This window comes from Arthrobacter sp. CAL618, from assembly GCF_000468215.1.
Classification (GTDB): domain Bacteria; phylum Actinomycetota; class Actinomycetes; order Actinomycetales; family Micrococcaceae; genus Arthrobacter_D.
Window position 1 is genome coordinate 1 of the sequence record NZ_ASZW01000073.1, and the last position, 17,154, is coordinate 17,154.

Genomic DNA, 17,154 nt, shown 5'->3' on the forward strand with positions numbered 1-17,154 from the left:
GGCCCAGTTTCAGGGCAAGAAGCGCTACGGCGAGGCAGTAATACTCGGCGTTCTTCGCCTTGCAGCAATCCTCACGGTTATCACGACGATCGGCATCGTGTTTGCCCTCCTGATACCGTCGCTTGGGTTCTTCCGCGAAGTTCCGCTCACCAACTTTCTCTTCGGGGACCGCTGGGCACCACGCTTCGCCGATGATTCGTTCGGTGTTCTCCCACTTATTTCAGCGACGGCTTGGACCACCGCAATTGCCTTAGTCGTCGCAGTCCCGCTTGGGCTGGGAGCGGCTGTCCTCCTGTCCGAATACGCCAAGCCGGGTGTCCGCAAGGTTCTCAAACCAATTCTTGAGATTCTGGCCGGTGTACCGACAGTTGTATACGGCTACTTTGCACTGACTTTTGTTCAGGCGACCGTCTTCAGGGAGTGGCTCAACCTTGAAACAGGGGCTTTTAGCGTACTCGCTGCAGGAGTGGTCATGGGCGTGATGATCGTCCCCACAATTGCCTCGATTTCCGAGGACGCCATGAGCGCTGTGCCATCAGCGCTAAGGCAAGGTTCCGCAGCACTGGGAGCGAACCGGATGCAGACGAGCATTCGGGTAGTCTTCCCGGCTGCCCTGTCGGGGATTGTCGCAGCAATTGTGCTCGGCGTATCCCGGGCGATCGGCGAAACCATGATTGTCGCGCTGGCTGCTGGCAACCAGGCACGGATTGTTAACAATCCGCTCGAACAGGGGCAAACGATGACGGGGTTCATTGCAAACGCGGCCCTTGGCGACTCCAGGGTCGGATCCCTCGAATACGACACACTGTTTGCTGTTGGACTCCTGCTGTTCCTGATCACCCTGCTGGTGAACTTCATCAGCATCCGCCTTGTCCGCAAGTTCCGGGAGGAGTACTGATGAGATCAATAGCCGACGTCGTCAAACCGCTGGGTCATCGCCAAAGCAAGTTCAGCGGTGAAAGAAGTCCAACTGCACTGATTTTCCTTATCCTCCTCTGGGCCTGCATCACGTTTTCTTTCCTCTTCCTCATTATTCTCATCATCACCACTTTTCTTGATGGGGCTGGAAGGTTCACTACTGGCCTGTTCACCGAATATCCCGCGTCCGATCCTGACCGCACCGGTGCGAGACCAGCCATCCTGGGTTCCGCCTGGGTGATTGGAACTACCGCCGTGATGACGCTGCCACTGGGCGTCGCAGCCGCTATTCACCTGGAAGAGTTCGCTGACAAACGCAAGTGGTACAACCGGATCATTGAATTGAACGTGCAAAATCTCGCAGCGGTCCCCGCGATCGTTTACGGACTTCTCGCCTTGGCTTTTCTCGCTCTCATCGGTGTGCAGAACAAGAACATTGTGATAGCTGGTGCGCTGGCTCTGAGTCTGCTGATCCTGCCGGTGATTATTATCTCGACCCGTGAGGCCATCAGATCGGTGCCGCTGGAGATCCGACAGGGGTCGATGGCGCTCGGGGCCACCAAATGGCAGACTGTCTGGCGGCAAATCCTTCCCGCCTCGGTGCCAGGCATCGCCACTGGTTCAATCCTGGCTCTATCTCGTGCGCTTGGCGAAGCAGCTCCGCTGCTCGTGCTCGGCGCGCTGGTCTTCCTCAGCTTCGACCCGAACGGGCTCATGAGCGGCTACACCACTATGCCTATCCAGATCTTTGACTGGACCAGCAGGCCTCAGGCAGGATTCCAGGAACTCGCCGCAGCCACCAGCATCCTGTTGCTCGGGCTCCTCCTGATCATGAACGGCTTGGCAATTTTCATCCGCAATCGCTTCCAGACACGGTGGTAAACATGACTGAATCAACGAATATGACGGTCGAGCCTGGGGGCAAGTCGGAACAGCAAGGTGTTCCTGTGCATTTCCGTAGCTCCCAAAAGAACGATAATTTACCGGACCAACCGGATGCATTGCTTACCTGCGATGACGTCAATGTCTACTACGGGAAATTCAGAGCCGTCACCGATGTGAACCTGAAGTTCGGGCTGAACGAAATCACCGCATTGATCGGCCCTTCGGGTTGCGGGAAGTCAACTCTGCTGCGGACCTTGAACCGGATGAACGATCTGGTCGAAGGAGCACGGGTCGAAGGAACCGTGTCCTTCCGTGGCGTGGACATGTACGCGCCAGGGATCGACGCGATTGAAGTGCGCCGGCGGATCGGAATGGTGTTCCAGAAGCCCAATCCGTTCCCGAAATCGATCTATGACAACATCGCGTACGGCCCCCGCGTCACTGGCATGAGGGTCGAGAGCATGAACGACCTAGTGGAGGAAGCTCTCACCAAAGCAGCTCTCTGGGGCGAAGTGAAGGACAAGCTGAAGCAATCGGCGTTCGGATTGTCCGGCGGCCAGCAGCAGCGTCTATGTATTGCGCGGACCATAGCTGTCCAGCCCGATGTAATCCTGATGGATGAGCCATGTTCGGCGCTTGACCCGATCGCCACCACTCGTATCGAGGACCTGATGCATGAGTTGCGGAAGGACTACACGATCGTGATTGTCACCCACAACATGCAGCAGGCGGCCCGCGTTGCCGATCGGACAGCCTTCTTCACGGCGCTCGCGGCCGAAGGCAGTGGGGACCGTACCGGCGTCCTGGTCGAATACGGCAAGACCACAAAGATCTTTGAGGATCCGGATGATCAGCGAACCGAAGATTACATCTCCGGCCGGTTCGGATGAGTGCGGTGGCCGAACGAGTTGAGAGCAGGATACGTAGGGTGGAAAGGACTGGGCCGTCCATGGGCGCGATCACCCGGTGGCCCTGCCATGTTGTCTCGGTGAGGTCGGCCTCCGTTTCCTACGCCAACGATGAACTGTCACTCATGCGTCAGGGCATCGAGATTCATCAGTACGACGACGGAGCCAGCGCCCTCTTGGGTATCGGAGCCAACAATCCGCAAGTGGTGATTGCGCCCACGGACATGGAGGGGGTACCGCTCGATAGGTTCGTCCATGCGGCGTCGGAATTGGCGGGAATCCCTGTTTTAGTCGGCATCCTGGCCACTGAAGCCAGCCAGATTCTGGGTTTCCGCGCATTGGAAGGCGGCGCGCGCGGGTTAATCCCATTGCCGTCCACTGCGGAGCGGATTGCAGCAGCGATCGGTCAGCTGGGTGTGCTTGCAAGCGGTTCAGGGAATGAGCTGAGCTCAGGTCCGTTGCACCTGAATCCTCAGTCGTTGCGGGTGACCGTTGAAGGTAATCCGGTGCACTTGGCTCCGAAGGAATTCGAGGTTTTGCGCTACCTGATGGCCGAGTCGCCTCGAGTAGTAGGCGTGGACGAGATTACATCACATTGCCAGGATGGCGGACCAGGCGGGGAAACCCGGTCCAGGCTGGCCATCATGCGGACGCGTAAGAAGCTCGCGCTCGCATCATCGTTCGGACAATCCTTTATTGAAACGGTACGAGGAGTCGGATACCGCATGGCTCTCTGATTTACCGAGGGGTGACAAGTTCTGGCAGTAAGGACTTGACCCGGTCGTAGATTTCATCACGAATCTGGCGTACTTGATCGTCGGTCAATCCGAGCGGGTCCTCGATTGCCCAGTCCAGATAGCGTCGACCAGGATACACAGGGCAGGCATCGCCGCAACCCATAGTGATCACAAAGTCGGACGCCTGAACTATTTCGTCGGTCAAGGGTTTTGGGTACTCCCCGGCCACCGAGATGCCAATTTCATCGAGGAGCCTGACGACTGTCGGGTCGACGCCTTCCCCGGGGGTTGACCCTGCCGAACGAACGTTGAGCCGGTCCCCTGCCAGCTGTTTGAGGATACTCGCGGCAATTTGCGACCGCCCGCCGTTCCGTACACAGACGAACAAAATTTCTGGCACCCGGTGAAGCGTTAATCCTCGGGCGGATGCGAGAGCCGTCAACCGGTCGGTAGCGAACCGGCTGGTCAACGAGGGCAGGAATCTTTTTACCTTGGCCCGTTCTTGGAGGAGAAGGTACGTATCACCGACGTAGCGGTACACGGTGTCATGCGAGAAATTGGCGGCGAACCGATGGCTGAGTTGGTCGGCGATCCTGACGATGATGTCCGGCAATATCTCCTGGTCGGACCCACGAGAAGCGATCAAGGTTCCAGCGGCGATCAGCCTCCTGTCATAGGAGCTCAATTCGATGGAGGGCTGTGCAGCAGTGGAAGGTTTGGTCAATAGTCTGCCGAATCGGATCCAGGCATCTGCCGACGGCGCGAGCGTCCCCGCAGACGAGTGTTCGACCAAGCCTGCGCGGACCAGGCGATCCAGGGCATCTTCAGTGACGTCTGACTCGAGGTCGAGGTCCTGGCTCAGGCCTTCCGGACGGTAGTGGTGATCGCTGCTGACGGCGAGCAGGCTCAGCACCCGGAGCCTTACCGGATCTGCCACAGCCGAGAGCTGGTAGGCCAGCTCGGTGGCTGAATGATCATCCAGCGGCTTCGCAATAGCACGCGAGGACAACTGATCCGAGGTCATCGCAGCAGGTCCGAGATCGAGGTGCGGTATGCACTCGCAATGGAATACCAGACCTTTCGGCCGCTTTGCTCCCTGTCCAGAATCCCCTCGTCATACATGATCCGTAAATGATGGCTGATGGTCGGCTGGCTGAAATTCAGCTGGTCGACGAGCTCCTTTACCGACACCCTGCCTCCCGTGCTTCCAATAATCATGCTCAGCAACTGGATTCGGGTGGGGTCGGCGAGGGCGCGAAGGGTGCGTGCCAGAACTTCCGCCGACGCCCTGTCCAGCGGACCACGGGGGATTTCGTTTCCCACATCGTGGCTGTGGCCTGAGGCTTCGGACATAGAACGAAGTCTAATGCGTTCATGCCACCACCCCGCTTTGCTACTGGTCCAACAGTTCGTCGGCCAGTTTGCGGACCCGCACGTCCAGGTCGTTCCGTACCCGTTCAACACCTGCCGCATCGAGATCAGCGGGGTCCTCAACGTGCCAGTCCTCGTAGCGTTTTCCCGGGTAGATCGGGCAGGTATCGCCGCAGCCCATGGTAATGACGACGTCGGCCGCACGCACCACGTCATCGGTGAGGGGCTTGGGGAAGTCGGCACCGAGATCTATACCGAGTTCCTTCATGGAATTGACCACGTTGACGTTGAGCTGTTCGGCGGGCATGGATCCCGCGGAACGGACATTGATCCGACCTTCTCCGTAATGTCTGAGCAGCCCAGCCGCCATTTGTGAGCGTCCGGCATTCTGCACACAGACGAACAGCACCTCGGCTTTTCCGCTGGGACGAATGCCCTGGGAATGGGCGAGGGCGTTGAGTCGGTCCTCAGCGAAGTGCTTGGTGATGGAGGCGAGATAGGTCTTGATCTTTGCCGTGCGGGCGAGAGCTGTGTAGGACTCGAAGACGTACCGATCCACCATCTCCGGGGTGAAGACGCCATCAAACCTGCCAGCCAGTTCACCGCTAATCCGGTGTAGGACGTGTTCGTCGTTGATCAATCCGGGCATCGGGTCGGGCTTGGTGGACATCATTGCTCCTTGGCGGTCAGTAGTCAGGATCGTTGGAGCGGCCGTGCGCCGTTCCAGTAGGAACTCCTACGGTCACGAGCTGCGGTGTGCTGCAGCAGCTGTCTGCCGCTGCTTCAGCAGCGGGGGCGGGGGCATCACAGGAGCCCCCCAGGTCGGTGCTGCACACTCCCGTTTCCGGCAGTTCCAGTTGGACATCCGCTGAGGCTGCCGTATCTCCTGCGATTGCTGCGACCACTGACCGCACCTGCTCGTAGCCGGTAGCCAGCAGGAAGGTGGGAGCACGGCCGTAGCTTTTCATCCCGACCAGATAGAAGTCCTTGTCGGGGTGGGCGAGCTCCTTGGCGCCGTGAGCGGGGACCGTTCCGCAGCTGTGGAACTCGGGATCAATCAGTGGCCCCAATGCGCGCGGTGCCTCGACCGCTGGGTCCAATTCCAGACGAAGTTCGCGGAGGATGCCGAGATCTGGCCGGAAGCCGGTCGCTGGAATCAGCAGATCCACCTCGACTGAGTCATCGATGGTGTGGACAGTCAGGGTGTCACCGGTTGAGAAGCTGCTGATGGTGAAGTTCGTTTTGAGCTCCACTACGCCGTCGTCGACCAGTTTGCGCAGCCGGGAGCCGAGCTGGCCGCGGGCTGGGAGGCCGTCAAGGTCGCCGCCCCCGTAGAGCCGTTCAGCGGAGCCGGTGCCGCGGACTGCCCAGATGAGGGTGGTGGACTCGGATGCCCGGGCCACCTGTCCCAATGCGATCAGGGTGTTCGCTGCGGAATGACCGGCACCGACCACCATGACCCGTTTGCCTTCGAACTGTGCCCGCTCGGACCCTGTGACGTCGGGGAGGGGGTGCGTGATGAACCGTGCCGCCTCTGCCTCCCCATGGGCGGGGAGTCCACTCTGGCCGAGAGGGTTGGGTTGGTCCCAGGTGCCGGACGCATCGATGACGGCGTGAGCAAGATGATCCTCGACCCCGTAAGGGCCTTGCACGCGAACCAGGAACGGCTGGGTGTCGCGGCCCTTGGTGCGGGTTTTGTCCATGCCCTGACGGGTCACGGCGACGACGCGGGAGTTCAGGTGCAGTGCCTCGGCGATGGCCGGGACGGCGGCGAGCGGCGCCACGTAGTCGGCGACCAGTTCGGACCCGTAGGGCAGCGCCGTTCCCCGCGGCGAGGTCCAGCCGGTGGGCTCCAGCAGGCGTCGGGCGGCGGCGTCGACGTTGAACTGCCACGGTGAGAATAAGCGGATGTGGCCCCAGTCGCTGATGGCTGCGCCCGGCGTCGTGCCGGCCTCGAAGATGAGGGGGGTCAGTCCGCGCTCCAACAGGTGAGCCGCAGCGGCGAGACCGATCGGTCCGGCGCCGATGATGACGACTGGGAGTCCGCTCATGCGGGGATCAGCTCTGCGATCAGCGCTTCGACGCGGCCCTTGATGGTGTCGCGGATGGGGCGAACCGATTCGACGCCCTTACCCGCCGGGTCTTCCAGTACCCAGTCTTCATACCGTTTCCCGGGGAAATAAGGGCATTCGTCGCCGCAGCCCATGGTGATCACTACATCGGAGTCCTTGACGGCGTCGTCGGTCAGGACCTTGGGGATCTCGGCTGACATGTCGATGCCCAGTTCACGCATGGCCTCGACTGCGGACGGGTTGATGGAATCGGCTGGCTGCGAGCCTGCCGATCGGACCTCAATCCGGCCTTCGGAAAGTGTGGTCAGGAAGGCAGCCGCCATCTGTGACCGTCCGGCATTGTGGACGCAGACGAAGAGGACTGAGGGTTTTGTCGATGAATCAGACATGAGAGGTTTCCTTTGATGGTGTCAGGGAGTCGGTGGAGAAGAAGCGCTTCCGCGTCCACAGGGCCACATAGACCAGTGCAACAAGAACTGGAACTTCAATCAAGGGTCCGACGACGCCGGCGAGGGCCTGACCGCTGGTGACCCCGTAGGTGCCAATGGCGACGGCGATGGCCAACTCGAAGTTGTTGCCAGCGGCGGTGAAGGCGAGGGTGGTGGTTTTGGCGTAGCCAAGGTTCAGGAGCTTGCCGATCACCATTCCTGCTGCGAAGACCACCAGGAAGTAGATCAGGAGGGGCAAGGCAATACGGGCGACGTCGAGCGGCCGGGCGAGGATCTCATCGCCCTGGAGGGCGAAGAGGATCACGATGGTGAACAGGAGACCGTAGAGTGCCCACGGTCCAAGCTTGGGGAGGAACTTCCCTTCGTACCAGTCGCGGCCTTTGGTGCGTTCGCCGATGGTGCGGGTCAGGAATCCGGCCAGCAGTGGTATTCCGAGGAAGATGAGGACGCTGATGGTGATGGCCCAGAAGGAAAAGTCTGCGCTGGTGGTTGGCAGGCCAAGCAGGCTCGGCAGCCCCTGCAGGTAGAACCAGCCCAGTGCTCCGAACGCGAAGACCTGGAAGACCGAGTTGATGGCGACGAGAACGGCCGCCGCCTCACGGTCACCGCAGGCGAGGTCGTTCCAGATCATCACCATGGCGATACAGCGGGCCAGGCCGACAATAATCAGGCCGGTGCGGTACTCGGGCAGATCGGGGACGAAGACCCAGGCCAGGATGAACATGAAGGCGGGGGCTGCGACCCAGTTGATCACCAGGGAAGTGATCATGAGCTTCCGGTCCTTGATCACGGCGCCGGTTTGGTCGTAGCGAACCTTTGCCAGCACCGGATACATCATCACCAGGAGGCCGAGGGCGATGGGCAGGGACACTGAGCCGACAGCCAGCGAATCCAGGGCACCGGCCATGCCGGGGATGAACTGGCCGAGCGCTATGCCCACCACCATGGCGGCGATGATCCACACCGGAAGCAGCCGATCGAGGGTGGACAGTTTGCCGGCCGTTTCTTCGGCGGGAAGGGTGTGAGTACTCAAGGGGCTCCGTTGAACTGTGGTGAATGACGGTCGCATGGATCGATGGTCTTCGATGCCTGAAGTATTTCCCAGGACATCGACGAATGTCAATGTCAGTGCATAATAGATGGATGACTACAGCCATGAGCACAACGCCGGAGGCGCTCACCGCCTGCTGCACACCCACGGGTGAGCCTGCAATGTCGGAGGAGACGGCGTCGTCGTTGGCTGCCCAGTTCAAGGCGATCGCTGATCCCAACCGGCTGCGGATGGTGTCGATCATCTCCTCAAGCGAGAACGCCGAGGCGTGCGTCTGCGATATTACCGAGCCGTTGAAACTTGGGCAGTCGACCGTGTCGCATCACCTGAAGATCCTTGTGGATGCCGGCGTCCTGACGCGGGAGAAGCGCGGTGTGTGGGCCTACTATTCGCTCGTGCCGGGGGCGCTGGACAGCCTCGCGGGAGTGCTCACTAGCCGTCCTTAGAGCGGAGCTATTCCCCGTCTGCCCGGCGTGGCTGTCAATAGGTCCTGCTCGCTTTGTCGTGGAACGGTGAAACGCCGACAGGACTAAACTGCCGGACAACTGACGACGGGAGCAGCTGATGCAAAGAGGAAAGTGGCAGGGGCACGTCTTTATCGGAATGAGCGTCGACGGGATGATCGCCCGCACAGATGACGACCTCGACTGGCTTACCGGTAGCCCCAGCGACGCTGCAGATCCGGAGGAGGCAGGGTTCTCGGACTTCATGCAACTGGTCGATCACATGGTGATGGGCCGCAGCACCTATGACATCGTCAATTCCTTCGGCGAGTGGCCCTACGGTGACACCAAAGTTCTGGTGCTCAGCACCACCCTTGAGTCCGACGATCCCCGGATCGAGGTGGTGCGTTCCCTCACCGAGGCACTGGCGAGGCTCGACGACGGCGGCGCCCGGCATGTCTACGTCGACGGCGGCAGAACGGTGCGGACGTTCCTGGCGGAGGGCCTCATTTCCACTTTGACGCTCACTCGGGTGCCGGTGCTGATCGGTGACGGTAAGCCCCTCTTCGGCTCAGTTCCCGCCGACATCCAGTTGACCCACGAGGAGACCAAAGTCCTGACCGGCGGTGCCGTCCAGTCCCGTTACCGGGTGAACGGTCCAGCAGGCAGCACATCGTGAGTATCGGCCCGGCACGGTTCAAAAACACCCGGCACGGACTCAGAAAAGTGGCCGGGCCGCACCCAAGTGGTGTCGCCACCACGAAGCTGCGGGTCCAGCACTTTTCTGGGCCGAGAAGGAGCTAGTCCAGCGGGGAGAACTCGATCCACCGCGGCCCCGGGGAGCAGCCATGGCTTCCGCGGTCGTGCAGCAGCCCGCTCTGCGGGTCGATCGCGTACAAGGTCATTCCGTCCGAGGCCTCCCCGCATGCCAGCAGAAATTCACCGCTAGGGTCGATGTTCATCCCGCGAGGCTGGGACTGCGTGGGTGTGGTGTCGACCAGCGAGAGCGTGCCATCGGGTGCCACGGCGACGACGGCGATGGTGCTGCTGGTGCGCTCGGTGCTGTACAGGAAGCGACCATCGGGGGACACCTGCAGCTCAGCGCACCAGATGGCGTTGGCTGCCGGTTCGGGCCCGGACCCGTCCCGGACCCGTCCGGGCACCAGATTCAGTGAGGGGGAAATCGAGGAGATCCGCTGCTGCTCGGTCAAGGCGCCAGACTCGGGGTCCCGGGCGAACGCCGCGATCTCCCCGGACATTTCGTGGAGCGCGAAGAGCGTCGCGCCCGACGGTGAGAAGCGGAGATGACGCGGGCCGCTCCCGGCAGGGGTGGCAATCTGGCCGTGATCAGTCAGCGTGCCCGTGGCCGAGTCCAATGCCCACCAGGCAATGAGGTCATCACCCAGGGCGGTGGCGTAGGCAAACCGACCATCGGGGCTCGTGACGACGGCGTGGGCGTGGGCCCCGGGAGCCTCGGAGGTGGCAGTGTCCGGCAGCATCCTGCCGTCGCCGTCGAGCTTCATCACACTGACCAGGTGGTCAGTATAGGACGCGCCCAGCAGGTGGCTGCCCGATGGGTCGACACCCAGATAGGCCATCCCGGCAATCAGAGCGGCGTTATGAGCCGTGGCGAGGCTGCCTGAGCTTGAGTCGATGGATAACGCGGTGACCGAGGGCGGGGAAGTGGCGAGAGCGGCGTAGAGCACTCGGCTGGAGGGGTGTATCGCGAGGCATTGAACCTTCACGCCCAGCGGCAAGGACTGGCCGGTCGCCAACGTTCCGGAGGCTGTGTCCAGCTGGAAAGTATCGATGCTCCGGCCGTCGGCGCAGGCAACATGTACGGCGAATCGAGTCATATGGCTCAGCCTAGCAACCGAGCCGCAGGACTCCCCGGATGTGCGAGCATTGCAGCGGTGCAGACGCATGTCAGGCGGGACGAAGGAGTTGCAATGCACGTTCAGTTGGTATTCCCCCACCAGCTCTTCGAAGAGCACCTGGAGGCCCCCTCGTCGCGCCGTTTCATTCTGGTTGAAGACGACCTGTTCTTCCGCCAATACCGCTTCCACCAGCAGAAACTGGTCCTGCACCGGGCGAGCATGCGCCTTTTTGCGCAACGCCTGAAAGATTCAGGTCACGCTGTGGATTACCTCGAAACGTCAGCAACCCAGGCGAGTCAGGACCGGCTGGGCGCCCTTCTGGGCGAACTTGGCGCCACACGGTGTACCTACTACGAAGTTGTGGACGACTGGCTGAACCAGCGGCTCGCCACGACCCTGAGTGACCTTGGCCTGCCTGCTCAGATCGAAACCAGCCCCGGTTTCCTGCTCAGTAGTGAAGACATCGGCGGCTACTTCAGGGCCAACGGTTGGCGCATGCAGAACTTCTACGAGTGGCAGCGCCGCCGGTTGGGCATCCTGGTCGAGCCCGATGGCAGCCCGATTGGTGGGCGGTGGAGCTTCGACTCGGAGAACCGCAAGAAGCTTCCGAAAGGGATGACGCTGCCGGACCTTCCCGTGTTTGACCGTTCGGATGAGGTGCTGAGTGCGCTGGAGTGGGTGGCTCAGGAATTCCCCGACAACCCAGGAGCCGCTGGCGGGTTCAACTGGCCGGTCACCCACCAGGAAGCGGCCGCTGCCCTGGAAGCGTTCTTGAATGACCGGTTCACGAAGTTCGGCCCCTATGAGGACGCCATCTCGGCCCCTGATTCCTTCCTGTTCCATTCGGTGCTGAGCTCAAGCCTGAACCTGGGTCTGCTCAGCCCCCTGGAAGTGGTTGACGTGACCCTGGATCATGCCGCGCGGCATGACACACCAATTGCCAGCGTCGAGGGCTTCATCCGTCAGGTCATCGGGTGGCGCGAATACATGCGCGCCTCCTACCTGCTGCGTGGCCGTGAAATGCGCACCATCAATACCCTCGGGTTTGAGCGTCGCCTCGACGACGGCTGGTGGACCGGGGAGACCGGGCTGGAGCCGGTCGACGTGGTCATCAAGCGAGTTGACGCCACCAGCTACGCGCATCACATTGAGCGACTGATGGTGCTCGGCAACGCAATGGCCCTGTTGCGGATGCACCCGGACGACGTCTACGAATGGTTCATGGCGATGTTCATCGACGCCTACGACTGGGTGATGGTCCCGAACGTTTACGCGATGAGCCAGTTCGCGGCCGGCAACATGATCACGACCAAGCCTTACGTGAGCGGCAGCAATTACCTGAAGAAGATGAGCAATTTTCCACCGGGCCCGTGGCAGGACAGCTGGGATGCGCTCTACTGGCAGTTCGTGAATGATCACCGCGAAATGTTCAGCCGGAATCCACGGTCCTCCATGATGGTCAGCCTCTATGACAAATTCGACGACGACAAGAAGGTGCGCCTGCAGAACGAGGCAGCACGGTGGTTGCAGGGCAAATAGGCGCATCACCGCCGCGGGCTGCATAGCGCACGCGTCGTGACGAGACCACCCGATACGGGTGAGCCCTGAAGGAGACCTTGATGGCAGGATGGGCCTCACCGAAGCGGGTAAGAAGCCCGAGAGAAAGTGAAATGCTCATGATCCGGTTTCTGTTCCATGTCGTCATCAATTTGATTACTGCGGCCATCGGTCTACTTCTGGCTGCGTGGCTTGTCCCCGGGGTGACTCTGCAGCTTGCGGGTTTCATCGTCGCCACTCTGGTATTTGCCTTCGCGCAGGGCATCCTGGGGCCATTTGTTTTCAACGTCGCGCGACAGTACGCGTCGCCCATCCTGGGTGGGATAGGGCTGGTGACCACGCTGATCGCCCTTTTCGTCGCCTCCTTCTTTCAGGGAGGGCTGGAGATTCGAGGTGTCTCCGCCTGGGTGCTCGCAACTCTGATCGTGTGGATTGTCACCGCGCTAGGAGGCTGGATCCTCGGAGCGATCTTTCTCAAGAACAGGAGCGCACGGCGCAAAGCTGAAACTCAATAGCGGAATGACCGGTGATGTCGCGATTTCAGGGGAAACGCGGGAAGTGCAGACTGTGGTCAGTAGCTTGGTGAGCTATTGGATTTTGGGGGGGTGTTGCCGCTCGGGGTGTCGTACTAAGGTTGGATTGTTAGCGTCAGACGGGTAGAGGGCGTCTGTCATAGTGCACGCTCCAACGAAGGAATCACTCATGACCGAAAACATTTCCCCCGCCAGCCAGGACCACCACAACATCCGGGACTGGGCAGATCTTGCCGAGGAAATGTGGACGTACCTCACCGGCAAGGGCGCAGCCGTAAATTACAGCTTCATCGACATGACCGTCGAGGTACCCCGGGATATTGGTCCCGACGCCCCTCGCGCCACATGGAAGCTGAACGGAACGTTGCGGGTCACAACCAGTGACAACGATGCAGCGGGCTCAGACACCCACCGCAGCTGAGCCATGACCGCAAAGATCCGGTTGGAGATCGATCTCGAATTTTCGGTGACCGAACCAGCAACGCCGGACCGCTCCCCCTCAACGATCAACGGGACCGTCAAGGCGGACGGATCGACCGTCGAGGTGTATCTCGATACGCCCGAGGCTTTTGGCGGGTCTACCCTTCCCAGCCTCGACGCCGTCCGGGAGTTGGCCAAAGCGTTCGCTGACCAGGGCGTTGCCGTATCGGTGTCCGGCCCCAAGGGGAACCTCGTAAGCCTCGGCGCCGTCAAGGTCTCGCGGGCGCAGCGGCTCCTGACCCGGTCACCCCACATCCGGCTGGGATCCCTCAGCGCACTCAAACCCATGGCCAAAAGCGTGCGGGCCTCAGGGAAGTCCGACGCCACCAACCTGCTGCCGCCGTCGACCCCGTTTCCCCTCGTGCCCACGGTGAACCGGAAGATCCGTCGGCGGGTGACCACCACCCACCACACGCCCGGCAGCGGGCGTGCCCGGCTGATCTTCGTCCAGGATTCAGCGACCTGGAATGGGCAGGTGCCACGGGAGTTCAACCTGGGGCCGGTGTCCACCACGATCGGCAGCGGAGACGGTGTCGATCTGGTATTGCCCGGCCTGGACGCCGTGCACGCCGAAGTGGTGCACAACGACGCCGACGAGTACGTACTCATCCCGCATGGACCGGTCAGCGGCAGCGTCAACCCCTCGGGGCCGTCGGTGCTCCGGACCGGGGCGCGCATCCAACTGGGTCAGTGGTGCCTCGCCTATTTCCGTGAGGAGTACGCCGATCATGGGCGGCCATTCGGCGGGCGCAGCGGAGGGGAACTGGCATACCAGCGACCGCAGTTCGATCCGCGCACCGGCAGGACCGAGGGTGACGGCTCAGAAGGCGTCGGGGACTTCCGCCGCCGGCCGCGCTAAACCGCTCGGTGGACAGCATTGAACTGCTGCTCGATGAGGGATCCGAGCAATTCATCCTGCGCGAGTGGGAGGCGCTTCAGGCGGCTGGACTGCCCAGCAGGGCTTCCCACCGTTCTCCACATAACCGTCCGCACATCACCCTCGTAGCCGCACCAGCCATCACCGGCAATCGGGATGAGCAAACAGGGGCAGGTCTGAACCTGCCCCTGGCGTTCACCTGCGGTGGGATGTTGCTGTTCAACGCCGGGCGGAAGGGCTACGTGCTGGCACGGCAGGTGATCTGCACCGCCGAACTGCTGATGCTCCATCGCGGAGTGCACGACGCCGGTGCGGTGGCTGGCGCGGCGCACACCTCGCTGCCCGGCAGGTGGATCCCGCACATTACGCTCGCGAACGCGGTGCCGGGAGAGCAGCTGGCAGCAGCGCTCGACGTCGTCGGCGCACCCATGCCCGAGGGCAGCGTGGTGGAGGCACGGCGCTGGGACAGCCAGGCCAAGACCATCACCTCACTGGCTCATCTCACCAACGCGACAAGCGGCTAGGTCAACAACCAGGCAATCACAATCAGGGCTGGCACCGACAGCATCGACGAAATCAGGATGACGTCCCTCGCGACAGTGATTCCGCGGTTGTATCGGCCAGCGAACAGGAACACGTTCTGGGCGGCGGGCAGGGCGGCCATGACCACCGCGCCAAACACCAGCTCATCATCCAGCTGAAACAGGAAGTTGCTGAGCAGGTAGGCAGTCGCGGGCATGACGAAGGTTTTAATGAGGGTCGCCACGATGACCTCGGTGCGGCCCTCGCTGGCACGCAGCGGGCGGCTCCCCCGCAGCGACATGCCGAACGCCAACAGTACGAGCGGAACCGCCGCCCCGCCCAGCAGCGCCAGCGGTTCCCAGATCAGTTGGGGCACGTCGAGGTCAGCCCATCCGACGGCCAAACCAATGAATGAGGCAACGATCATCGGGTTGCGAAATGGCTGGGTCAGAACGTTTTTGACCGAGGGCTTCCGTCCCGAGGAGAGGTCAAGAATGGTGAGATAGAGCGGAGTCAACAGAAGCAACTGCACCAGCAACACCGGGGCGACGGCCGTCGCGTTGCCCAGCGCGTAGACAGCGATCGGGATGCCGATGTTATTGGCGTTGACGTAGGAGCCTGCCATCGCACCGATGACTGTTTCGGCCGCTGGGCGCCGGAACCAGATCCGGCTCACCACTACATACAGGAGCGCCGCGACCACGGCAGTGATGAGCGCGATTGGCAGGTAGGCGGACAGGACCGACGTAAGGTCAGCGTCCGCGAGAATGGTGAACAGCAGGGCCGGATTGGTGATGAAAAAGGCCGTCTGGGTGAGAGCCTTTACGGTCTCGGGCCCACCGATCCGCAGGCGGGCAGCAATATAGCCCGCCAGGATCACCGCTCCGACTATCGCGAAGCCCGCCAGTACGCCGCTCAAAGGCCCTCCGACCGCAGTTGATGATGGGGAAAGTTCGGATGAGACCCGGGGCCTCGGGGTGCATCCGTCCCGTCGCTGTGGGGGTCGTTCGGTCGGTACTACCTGAGGTGGCCGACGAGCTGTTCAGCGATCCCCGTGTAGGTGGCGGGAGTCAATGCCATCAGTCGGGTCTCCGCCTCGGCTGAAAGCCCCAGGCCGGAAACGAACTCCTGCATCCGGGCGCCATCGACACGCTGTCCACGGGTCAGCTCCTTCAGGCGCTCGTAGGGGTCATCCATACCCGGGACACCGGCGATGCCCTCGGCCCGCATGACCATCTGAACGGCTTCACCGAGTACTTCCCAGTTGGAGTCGAGATCAGCGGCCAGCACTGGACCAGCGACGTCGAGCCGCTCCAGGCCCTTCGCCACATTCGACAGTGCCAACAGCGAGTGACCGAACGCGACACCAATGTTCCGCTGCGAGGATGAGTCGGTGAGGTCACGTTGCCACCGTGAGGTGACCAGGGTGGCCCCCAGTACGTCCAACAGGGAACAGGAGATTTCGAGGTTCGCTTCGGCGTTCTCGAATCGGATCGGGTTCACCTTGTGCGGCATCGTGGAGGACCCGGTGGCGCCTTCCACCGGAACCTGGGCGAAATACCCGATCGAAATGTAGCTCCACACATCGGTGCAGAAGTTGTGCAGGATCCTGTTGAAACGAGCCACATCCGCGTAGAGCTCAGCCTGCCAGTCGTGGGATTCAATCTGGGTGGTCAGCGGGTTCCAGGTCAGCCCCAGCCCCTCGACGAAATCCCGTGACACCCGCTGCCAATCGGCACCGGGAACGGAGGCGTAGTGGGCGGCGAAGGTGCCGGTCGCACCGTTGATCTTGCCAAGGTACTCAGTGCGTTCGATCCGTTTGAGCTGGCGGTCCAACCGGTGCGCGACGACGGCGAGCTCCTTGCCCAGCGTGGTCGGAGTTGCTGGTTGACCGTGGGTGCGCGAGAGCATGGGTACGGCTGCCGACTCGCGTGCCATTTCAGAGATCTGGGCAGTCAGGGCCCGGGCGGCGGGTAGCCAGACGTTCTCGACGGCACCCTTGATTCCCACGGCGTAGGAAAGGTTGTTGATGTCCTCCGAGGTGCAGCCGAAGTGGACCAGAGGTTTGAGGGCCGATATTCCGATCTCGGGGAGCCGGCGTCCAATGAAGTACTCCACCGCTTTGACATCGTGGACTGTCACCCGTTCCAGTTCGGCGAGCTCGGCGACCGATTCTCCGTCGAAACCGGTCACGATCTCCCGGAGTGCCGCCTCCTGATCGGACGTCAGGGGTGCGGTTCCCGGCAGGACGGCATTGCGGGTGAGGTGGATCAACCACTCCACCTCCACATGGACGCGGTCCCGGTTCAATGCTGCCTCTGAGAGATAGTCGACCAGGGCCGCCACGGCACCGCTGTACCGACCGTCCAGCGGGCCGAGAGCCAGCGGAACGCCCGACTGGGTTGAAGTCGATGCGAGGTTTACTCGGGAAGTATCAGCCATACCCAGATCATTTCACGATCTGGAGGGTGCCT

Annotated in this window: 20 protein-coding genes; 11 read left to right on the plus strand and 9 right to left on the minus strand. The window is 61.7% G+C overall.

Annotated features, from left to right (window positions below; translation table 11 throughout):
- The 4 genes from pstC to K728_RS0104525 all read left to right on the plus strand — a co-directional run.
- Positions 1–898, plus strand: an 898-nt coding sequence (gene pstC / locus K728_RS0104510) for a phosphate ABC transporter permease subunit PstC (protein ID WP_024475985.1), incomplete at its 5' end; no start/stop codon positions are given.
- Positions 898–1,800: a phosphate ABC transporter permease PstA gene (gene pstA, locus K728_RS0104515; protein WP_024475986.1), complete on the plus strand. Its 903-nt coding sequence runs from the start codon at positions 898–900 to the stop codon at positions 1,798–1,800. The genes pstC and pstA, both read left to right, overlap by 1 nt.
- Positions 1,801–1,802: 2 nt before the next feature.
- On the plus strand, positions 1,803–2,693 hold the full coding sequence (gene pstB / locus K728_RS0104520; RefSeq protein ID WP_443110920.1) for a phosphate ABC transporter ATP-binding protein PstB: 891 nt from the start codon (positions 1,803–1,805) through the stop codon (positions 2,691–2,693).
- Between the two features lie 143 nt (positions 2,694–2,836).
- Positions 2,837–3,448, plus strand: a complete 612-nt coding sequence (locus tag K728_RS0104525; protein ID WP_193353914.1) for a winged helix-turn-helix domain-containing protein — start codon at positions 2,837–2,839, stop codon at positions 3,446–3,448.
- A gap of 1 nt (position 3,449) precedes the next feature.
- Here the strand turns inward: K728_RS0104525 and K728_RS20450 are convergent, their stop codons facing one another.
- Genes K728_RS20450 through arsB form a run of 6 tightly spaced genes read right to left on the minus strand, consistent with a single transcriptional unit; the run spans position 3,450 to position 8,373 of the window.
- Positions 3,450–4,472 (minus strand): arsenate reductase ArsC, encoded by a 1,023-nt coding sequence (locus K728_RS20450; RefSeq protein ID WP_084442816.1) that lies wholly within the window; start codon positions 4,470–4,472, stop codon positions 3,450–3,452.
- Positions 4,469–4,801, minus strand: a complete 333-nt coding sequence (locus K728_RS18410) for an ArsR/SmtB family transcription factor (protein WP_051317609.1) — start codon at positions 4,799–4,801, stop codon at positions 4,469–4,471. Before K728_RS18410 ends, K728_RS20450 begins: the two co-directional genes overlap by 4 nt.
- Positions 4,802–4,841: 40 nt before the next feature.
- Entirely contained in the window at positions 4,842–5,492 is a 651-nt protein-coding gene (locus K728_RS0104540) for an arsenate-mycothiol transferase ArsC (RefSeq protein ID WP_443110921.1), read from the minus strand.
- A 13-nt stretch (positions 5,493–5,505) separates the two neighbouring features.
- On the minus strand, positions 5,506–6,870 hold the full coding sequence (locus K728_RS0104545) for an NAD(P)-binding domain-containing protein (RefSeq protein ID WP_024475991.1): 1,365 nt from the start codon (positions 6,868–6,870) through the stop codon (positions 5,506–5,508).
- Entirely contained in the window at positions 6,867–7,280 is a 414-nt protein-coding gene (locus K728_RS0104550; RefSeq protein ID WP_019482121.1) for an arsenate reductase ArsC, read from the minus strand. The genes K728_RS0104545 and K728_RS0104550 overlap by 4 nt, the downstream gene beginning before the upstream one ends.
- Positions 7,273–8,373, minus strand: a complete 1,101-nt coding sequence (gene arsB, locus K728_RS0104555) for an ACR3 family arsenite efflux transporter (protein WP_024475992.1) — start codon at positions 8,371–8,373, stop codon at positions 7,273–7,275. The genes K728_RS0104550 and arsB overlap by 8 nt, the downstream gene beginning before the upstream one ends.
- 122 nt (positions 8,374–8,495) lie before the next feature.
- On the opposite strand from arsB, the gene K728_RS0104560 reads away from it, so the two are divergent.
- Both K728_RS0104560 and K728_RS0104565 read left to right on the plus strand, forming a co-directional pair.
- Positions 8,496–8,837, plus strand: coding sequence for an ArsR/SmtB family transcription factor (locus tag K728_RS0104560; protein WP_156911170.1), 342 nt, complete (start codon positions 8,496–8,498; stop codon positions 8,835–8,837).
- A 118-nt stretch (positions 8,838–8,955) separates the two neighbouring features.
- The gene (locus K728_RS0104565) at positions 8,956–9,513 is read left to right on the plus strand and encodes a dihydrofolate reductase family protein (protein ID WP_024475994.1); all 558 of its coding nucleotides are present in this window, start codon (positions 8,956–8,958) and stop codon (positions 9,511–9,513) included.
- Positions 9,514–9,634: 121 nt separating this feature from the next.
- Here the strand turns inward: K728_RS0104565 and K728_RS0104570 are convergent, their stop codons facing one another.
- On the minus strand, positions 9,635–10,690 hold the full coding sequence (locus K728_RS0104570) for a lactonase family protein (RefSeq protein WP_024475995.1): 1,056 nt from the start codon (positions 10,688–10,690) through the stop codon (positions 9,635–9,637).
- 93 nt (positions 10,691–10,783) lie between these two features.
- Between K728_RS0104570 and K728_RS0104575 the strand changes: the two genes are divergently transcribed.
- The 5 genes from K728_RS0104575 (at position 10,784) to K728_RS0104595 (ending at position 14,682) form a co-directional block, all read left to right on the plus strand.
- Positions 10,784–12,250 carry a cryptochrome/photolyase family protein gene (locus tag K728_RS0104575; RefSeq protein WP_024475996.1) on the plus strand — a complete coding sequence of 489 codons (1,467 nt, stop codon included), beginning with the start codon at positions 10,784–10,786 and terminating at the stop codon, positions 12,248–12,250.
- Between the two features lie 80 nt (positions 12,251–12,330).
- The gene (locus tag K728_RS0104580; protein WP_237742085.1) at positions 12,331–12,783 is read left to right on the plus strand and encodes a phage holin family protein; all 453 of its coding nucleotides are present in this window, start codon (positions 12,331–12,333) and stop codon (positions 12,781–12,783) included.
- Between the two features lie 187 nt (positions 12,784–12,970).
- Positions 12,971–13,222, plus strand: a complete 252-nt coding sequence (locus tag K728_RS0104585) for a hypothetical protein (RefSeq protein ID WP_019482128.1) — start codon at positions 12,971–12,973, stop codon at positions 13,220–13,222.
- 3 nt (positions 13,223–13,225) lie between these two features.
- Complete coding sequence (locus K728_RS0104590) at positions 13,226–14,140, plus strand: FHA domain-containing protein (protein WP_024475998.1); 915 nt, start codon at positions 13,226–13,228, stop codon at positions 14,138–14,140.
- 8 nt (positions 14,141–14,148) lie between these two features.
- Positions 14,149–14,682 (plus strand): 2'-5' RNA ligase family protein, encoded by a 534-nt coding sequence (locus K728_RS0104595; RefSeq protein WP_024475999.1) that lies wholly within the window; start codon positions 14,149–14,151, stop codon positions 14,680–14,682.
- Here the strand turns inward: K728_RS0104595 and K728_RS0104600 are convergent.
- Both K728_RS0104600 and purB read right to left on the minus strand, forming a co-directional pair.
- A complete protein-coding gene (locus K728_RS0104600) occupies positions 14,679–15,599 on the minus strand; it encodes an AEC family transporter (protein WP_019482131.1) in 921 nt (306 codons plus the stop codon). The two genes, K728_RS0104595 and K728_RS0104600, sit on opposite strands and share 4 nt — an antisense overlap.
- 98 nt (positions 15,600–15,697) lie before the next feature.
- Positions 15,698–17,122: an adenylosuccinate lyase gene (gene purB, locus K728_RS0104605; protein ID WP_024476000.1), complete on the minus strand. Its 1,425-nt coding sequence runs from the start codon at positions 17,120–17,122 to the stop codon at positions 15,698–15,700.
- Between the last annotated feature and the right edge of the window lie 32 nt (positions 17,123–17,154).

Bases quoted from the DNA above. Each gene is read 5' to 3' on its own strand.
- pstB (WP_443110920.1), top strand. From the start codon at position 1,803: ATGACTGAATCAACGAATATGACGGTCGAGCCTGGGGGCAAGTCGGAA.
- K728_RS0104565 (WP_024475994.1), top strand. From the start codon at position 8,956: ATGCAAAGAGGAAAGTGGCAGGGGCACGTCTTTATCGGAATGAGCGTC.
- K728_RS18410 (WP_051317609.1), bottom strand. From the start codon at position 4,801: ATGTCCGAAGCCTCAGGCCACAGCCACGATGTGGGAAACGAAATCCCC.
- K728_RS0104545 (WP_024475991.1), bottom strand. From the start codon at position 6,870: ATGAGCGGACTCCCAGTCGTCATCATCGGCGCCGGACCGATCGGTCTC.
- K728_RS0104560 (WP_156911170.1), top strand. From the start codon at position 8,496: ATGAGCACAACGCCGGAGGCGCTCACCGCCTGCTGCACACCCACGGGT.
- K728_RS0104525 (WP_193353914.1), top strand. From the start codon at position 2,837: ATGCGTCAGGGCATCGAGATTCATCAGTACGACGACGGAGCCAGCGCC.
- K728_RS0104550 (WP_019482121.1), bottom strand. From the start codon at position 7,280: ATGTCTGATTCATCGACAAAACCCTCAGTCCTCTTCGTCTGCGTCCAC.
- K728_RS0104540 (WP_443110921.1), bottom strand. From the start codon at position 5,492: ATGATGTCCACCAAGCCCGACCCGATGCCCGGATTGATCAACGACGAA.
- K728_RS0104590 (WP_024475998.1), top strand. From the start codon at position 13,226: ATGACCGCAAAGATCCGGTTGGAGATCGATCTCGAATTTTCGGTGACC.
- K728_RS0104580 (WP_237742085.1), top strand. From the start codon at position 12,331: ATGGCAGGATGGGCCTCACCGAAGCGGGTAAGAAGCCCGAGAGAAAGT.
- K728_RS0104575 (WP_024475996.1), top strand. From the start codon at position 10,784: ATGCACGTTCAGTTGGTATTCCCCCACCAGCTCTTCGAAGAGCACCTG.
- K728_RS20450 (WP_084442816.1), bottom strand. From the start codon at position 4,472: ATGACCTCGGATCAGTTGTCCTCGCGTGCTATTGCGAAGCCGCTGGAT.
- K728_RS0104585 (WP_019482128.1), top strand. From the start codon at position 12,971: ATGACCGAAAACATTTCCCCCGCCAGCCAGGACCACCACAACATCCGG.
- K728_RS0104570 (WP_024475995.1), bottom strand. From the start codon at position 10,690: ATGACTCGATTCGCCGTACATGTTGCCTGCGCCGACGGCCGGAGCATC.
- pstA (WP_024475986.1), top strand. From the start codon at position 898: ATGAGATCAATAGCCGACGTCGTCAAACCGCTGGGTCATCGCCAAAGC.
- purB (WP_024476000.1), bottom strand. From the start codon at position 17,122: ATGGCTGATACTTCCCGAGTAAACCTCGCATCGACTTCAACCCAGTCG.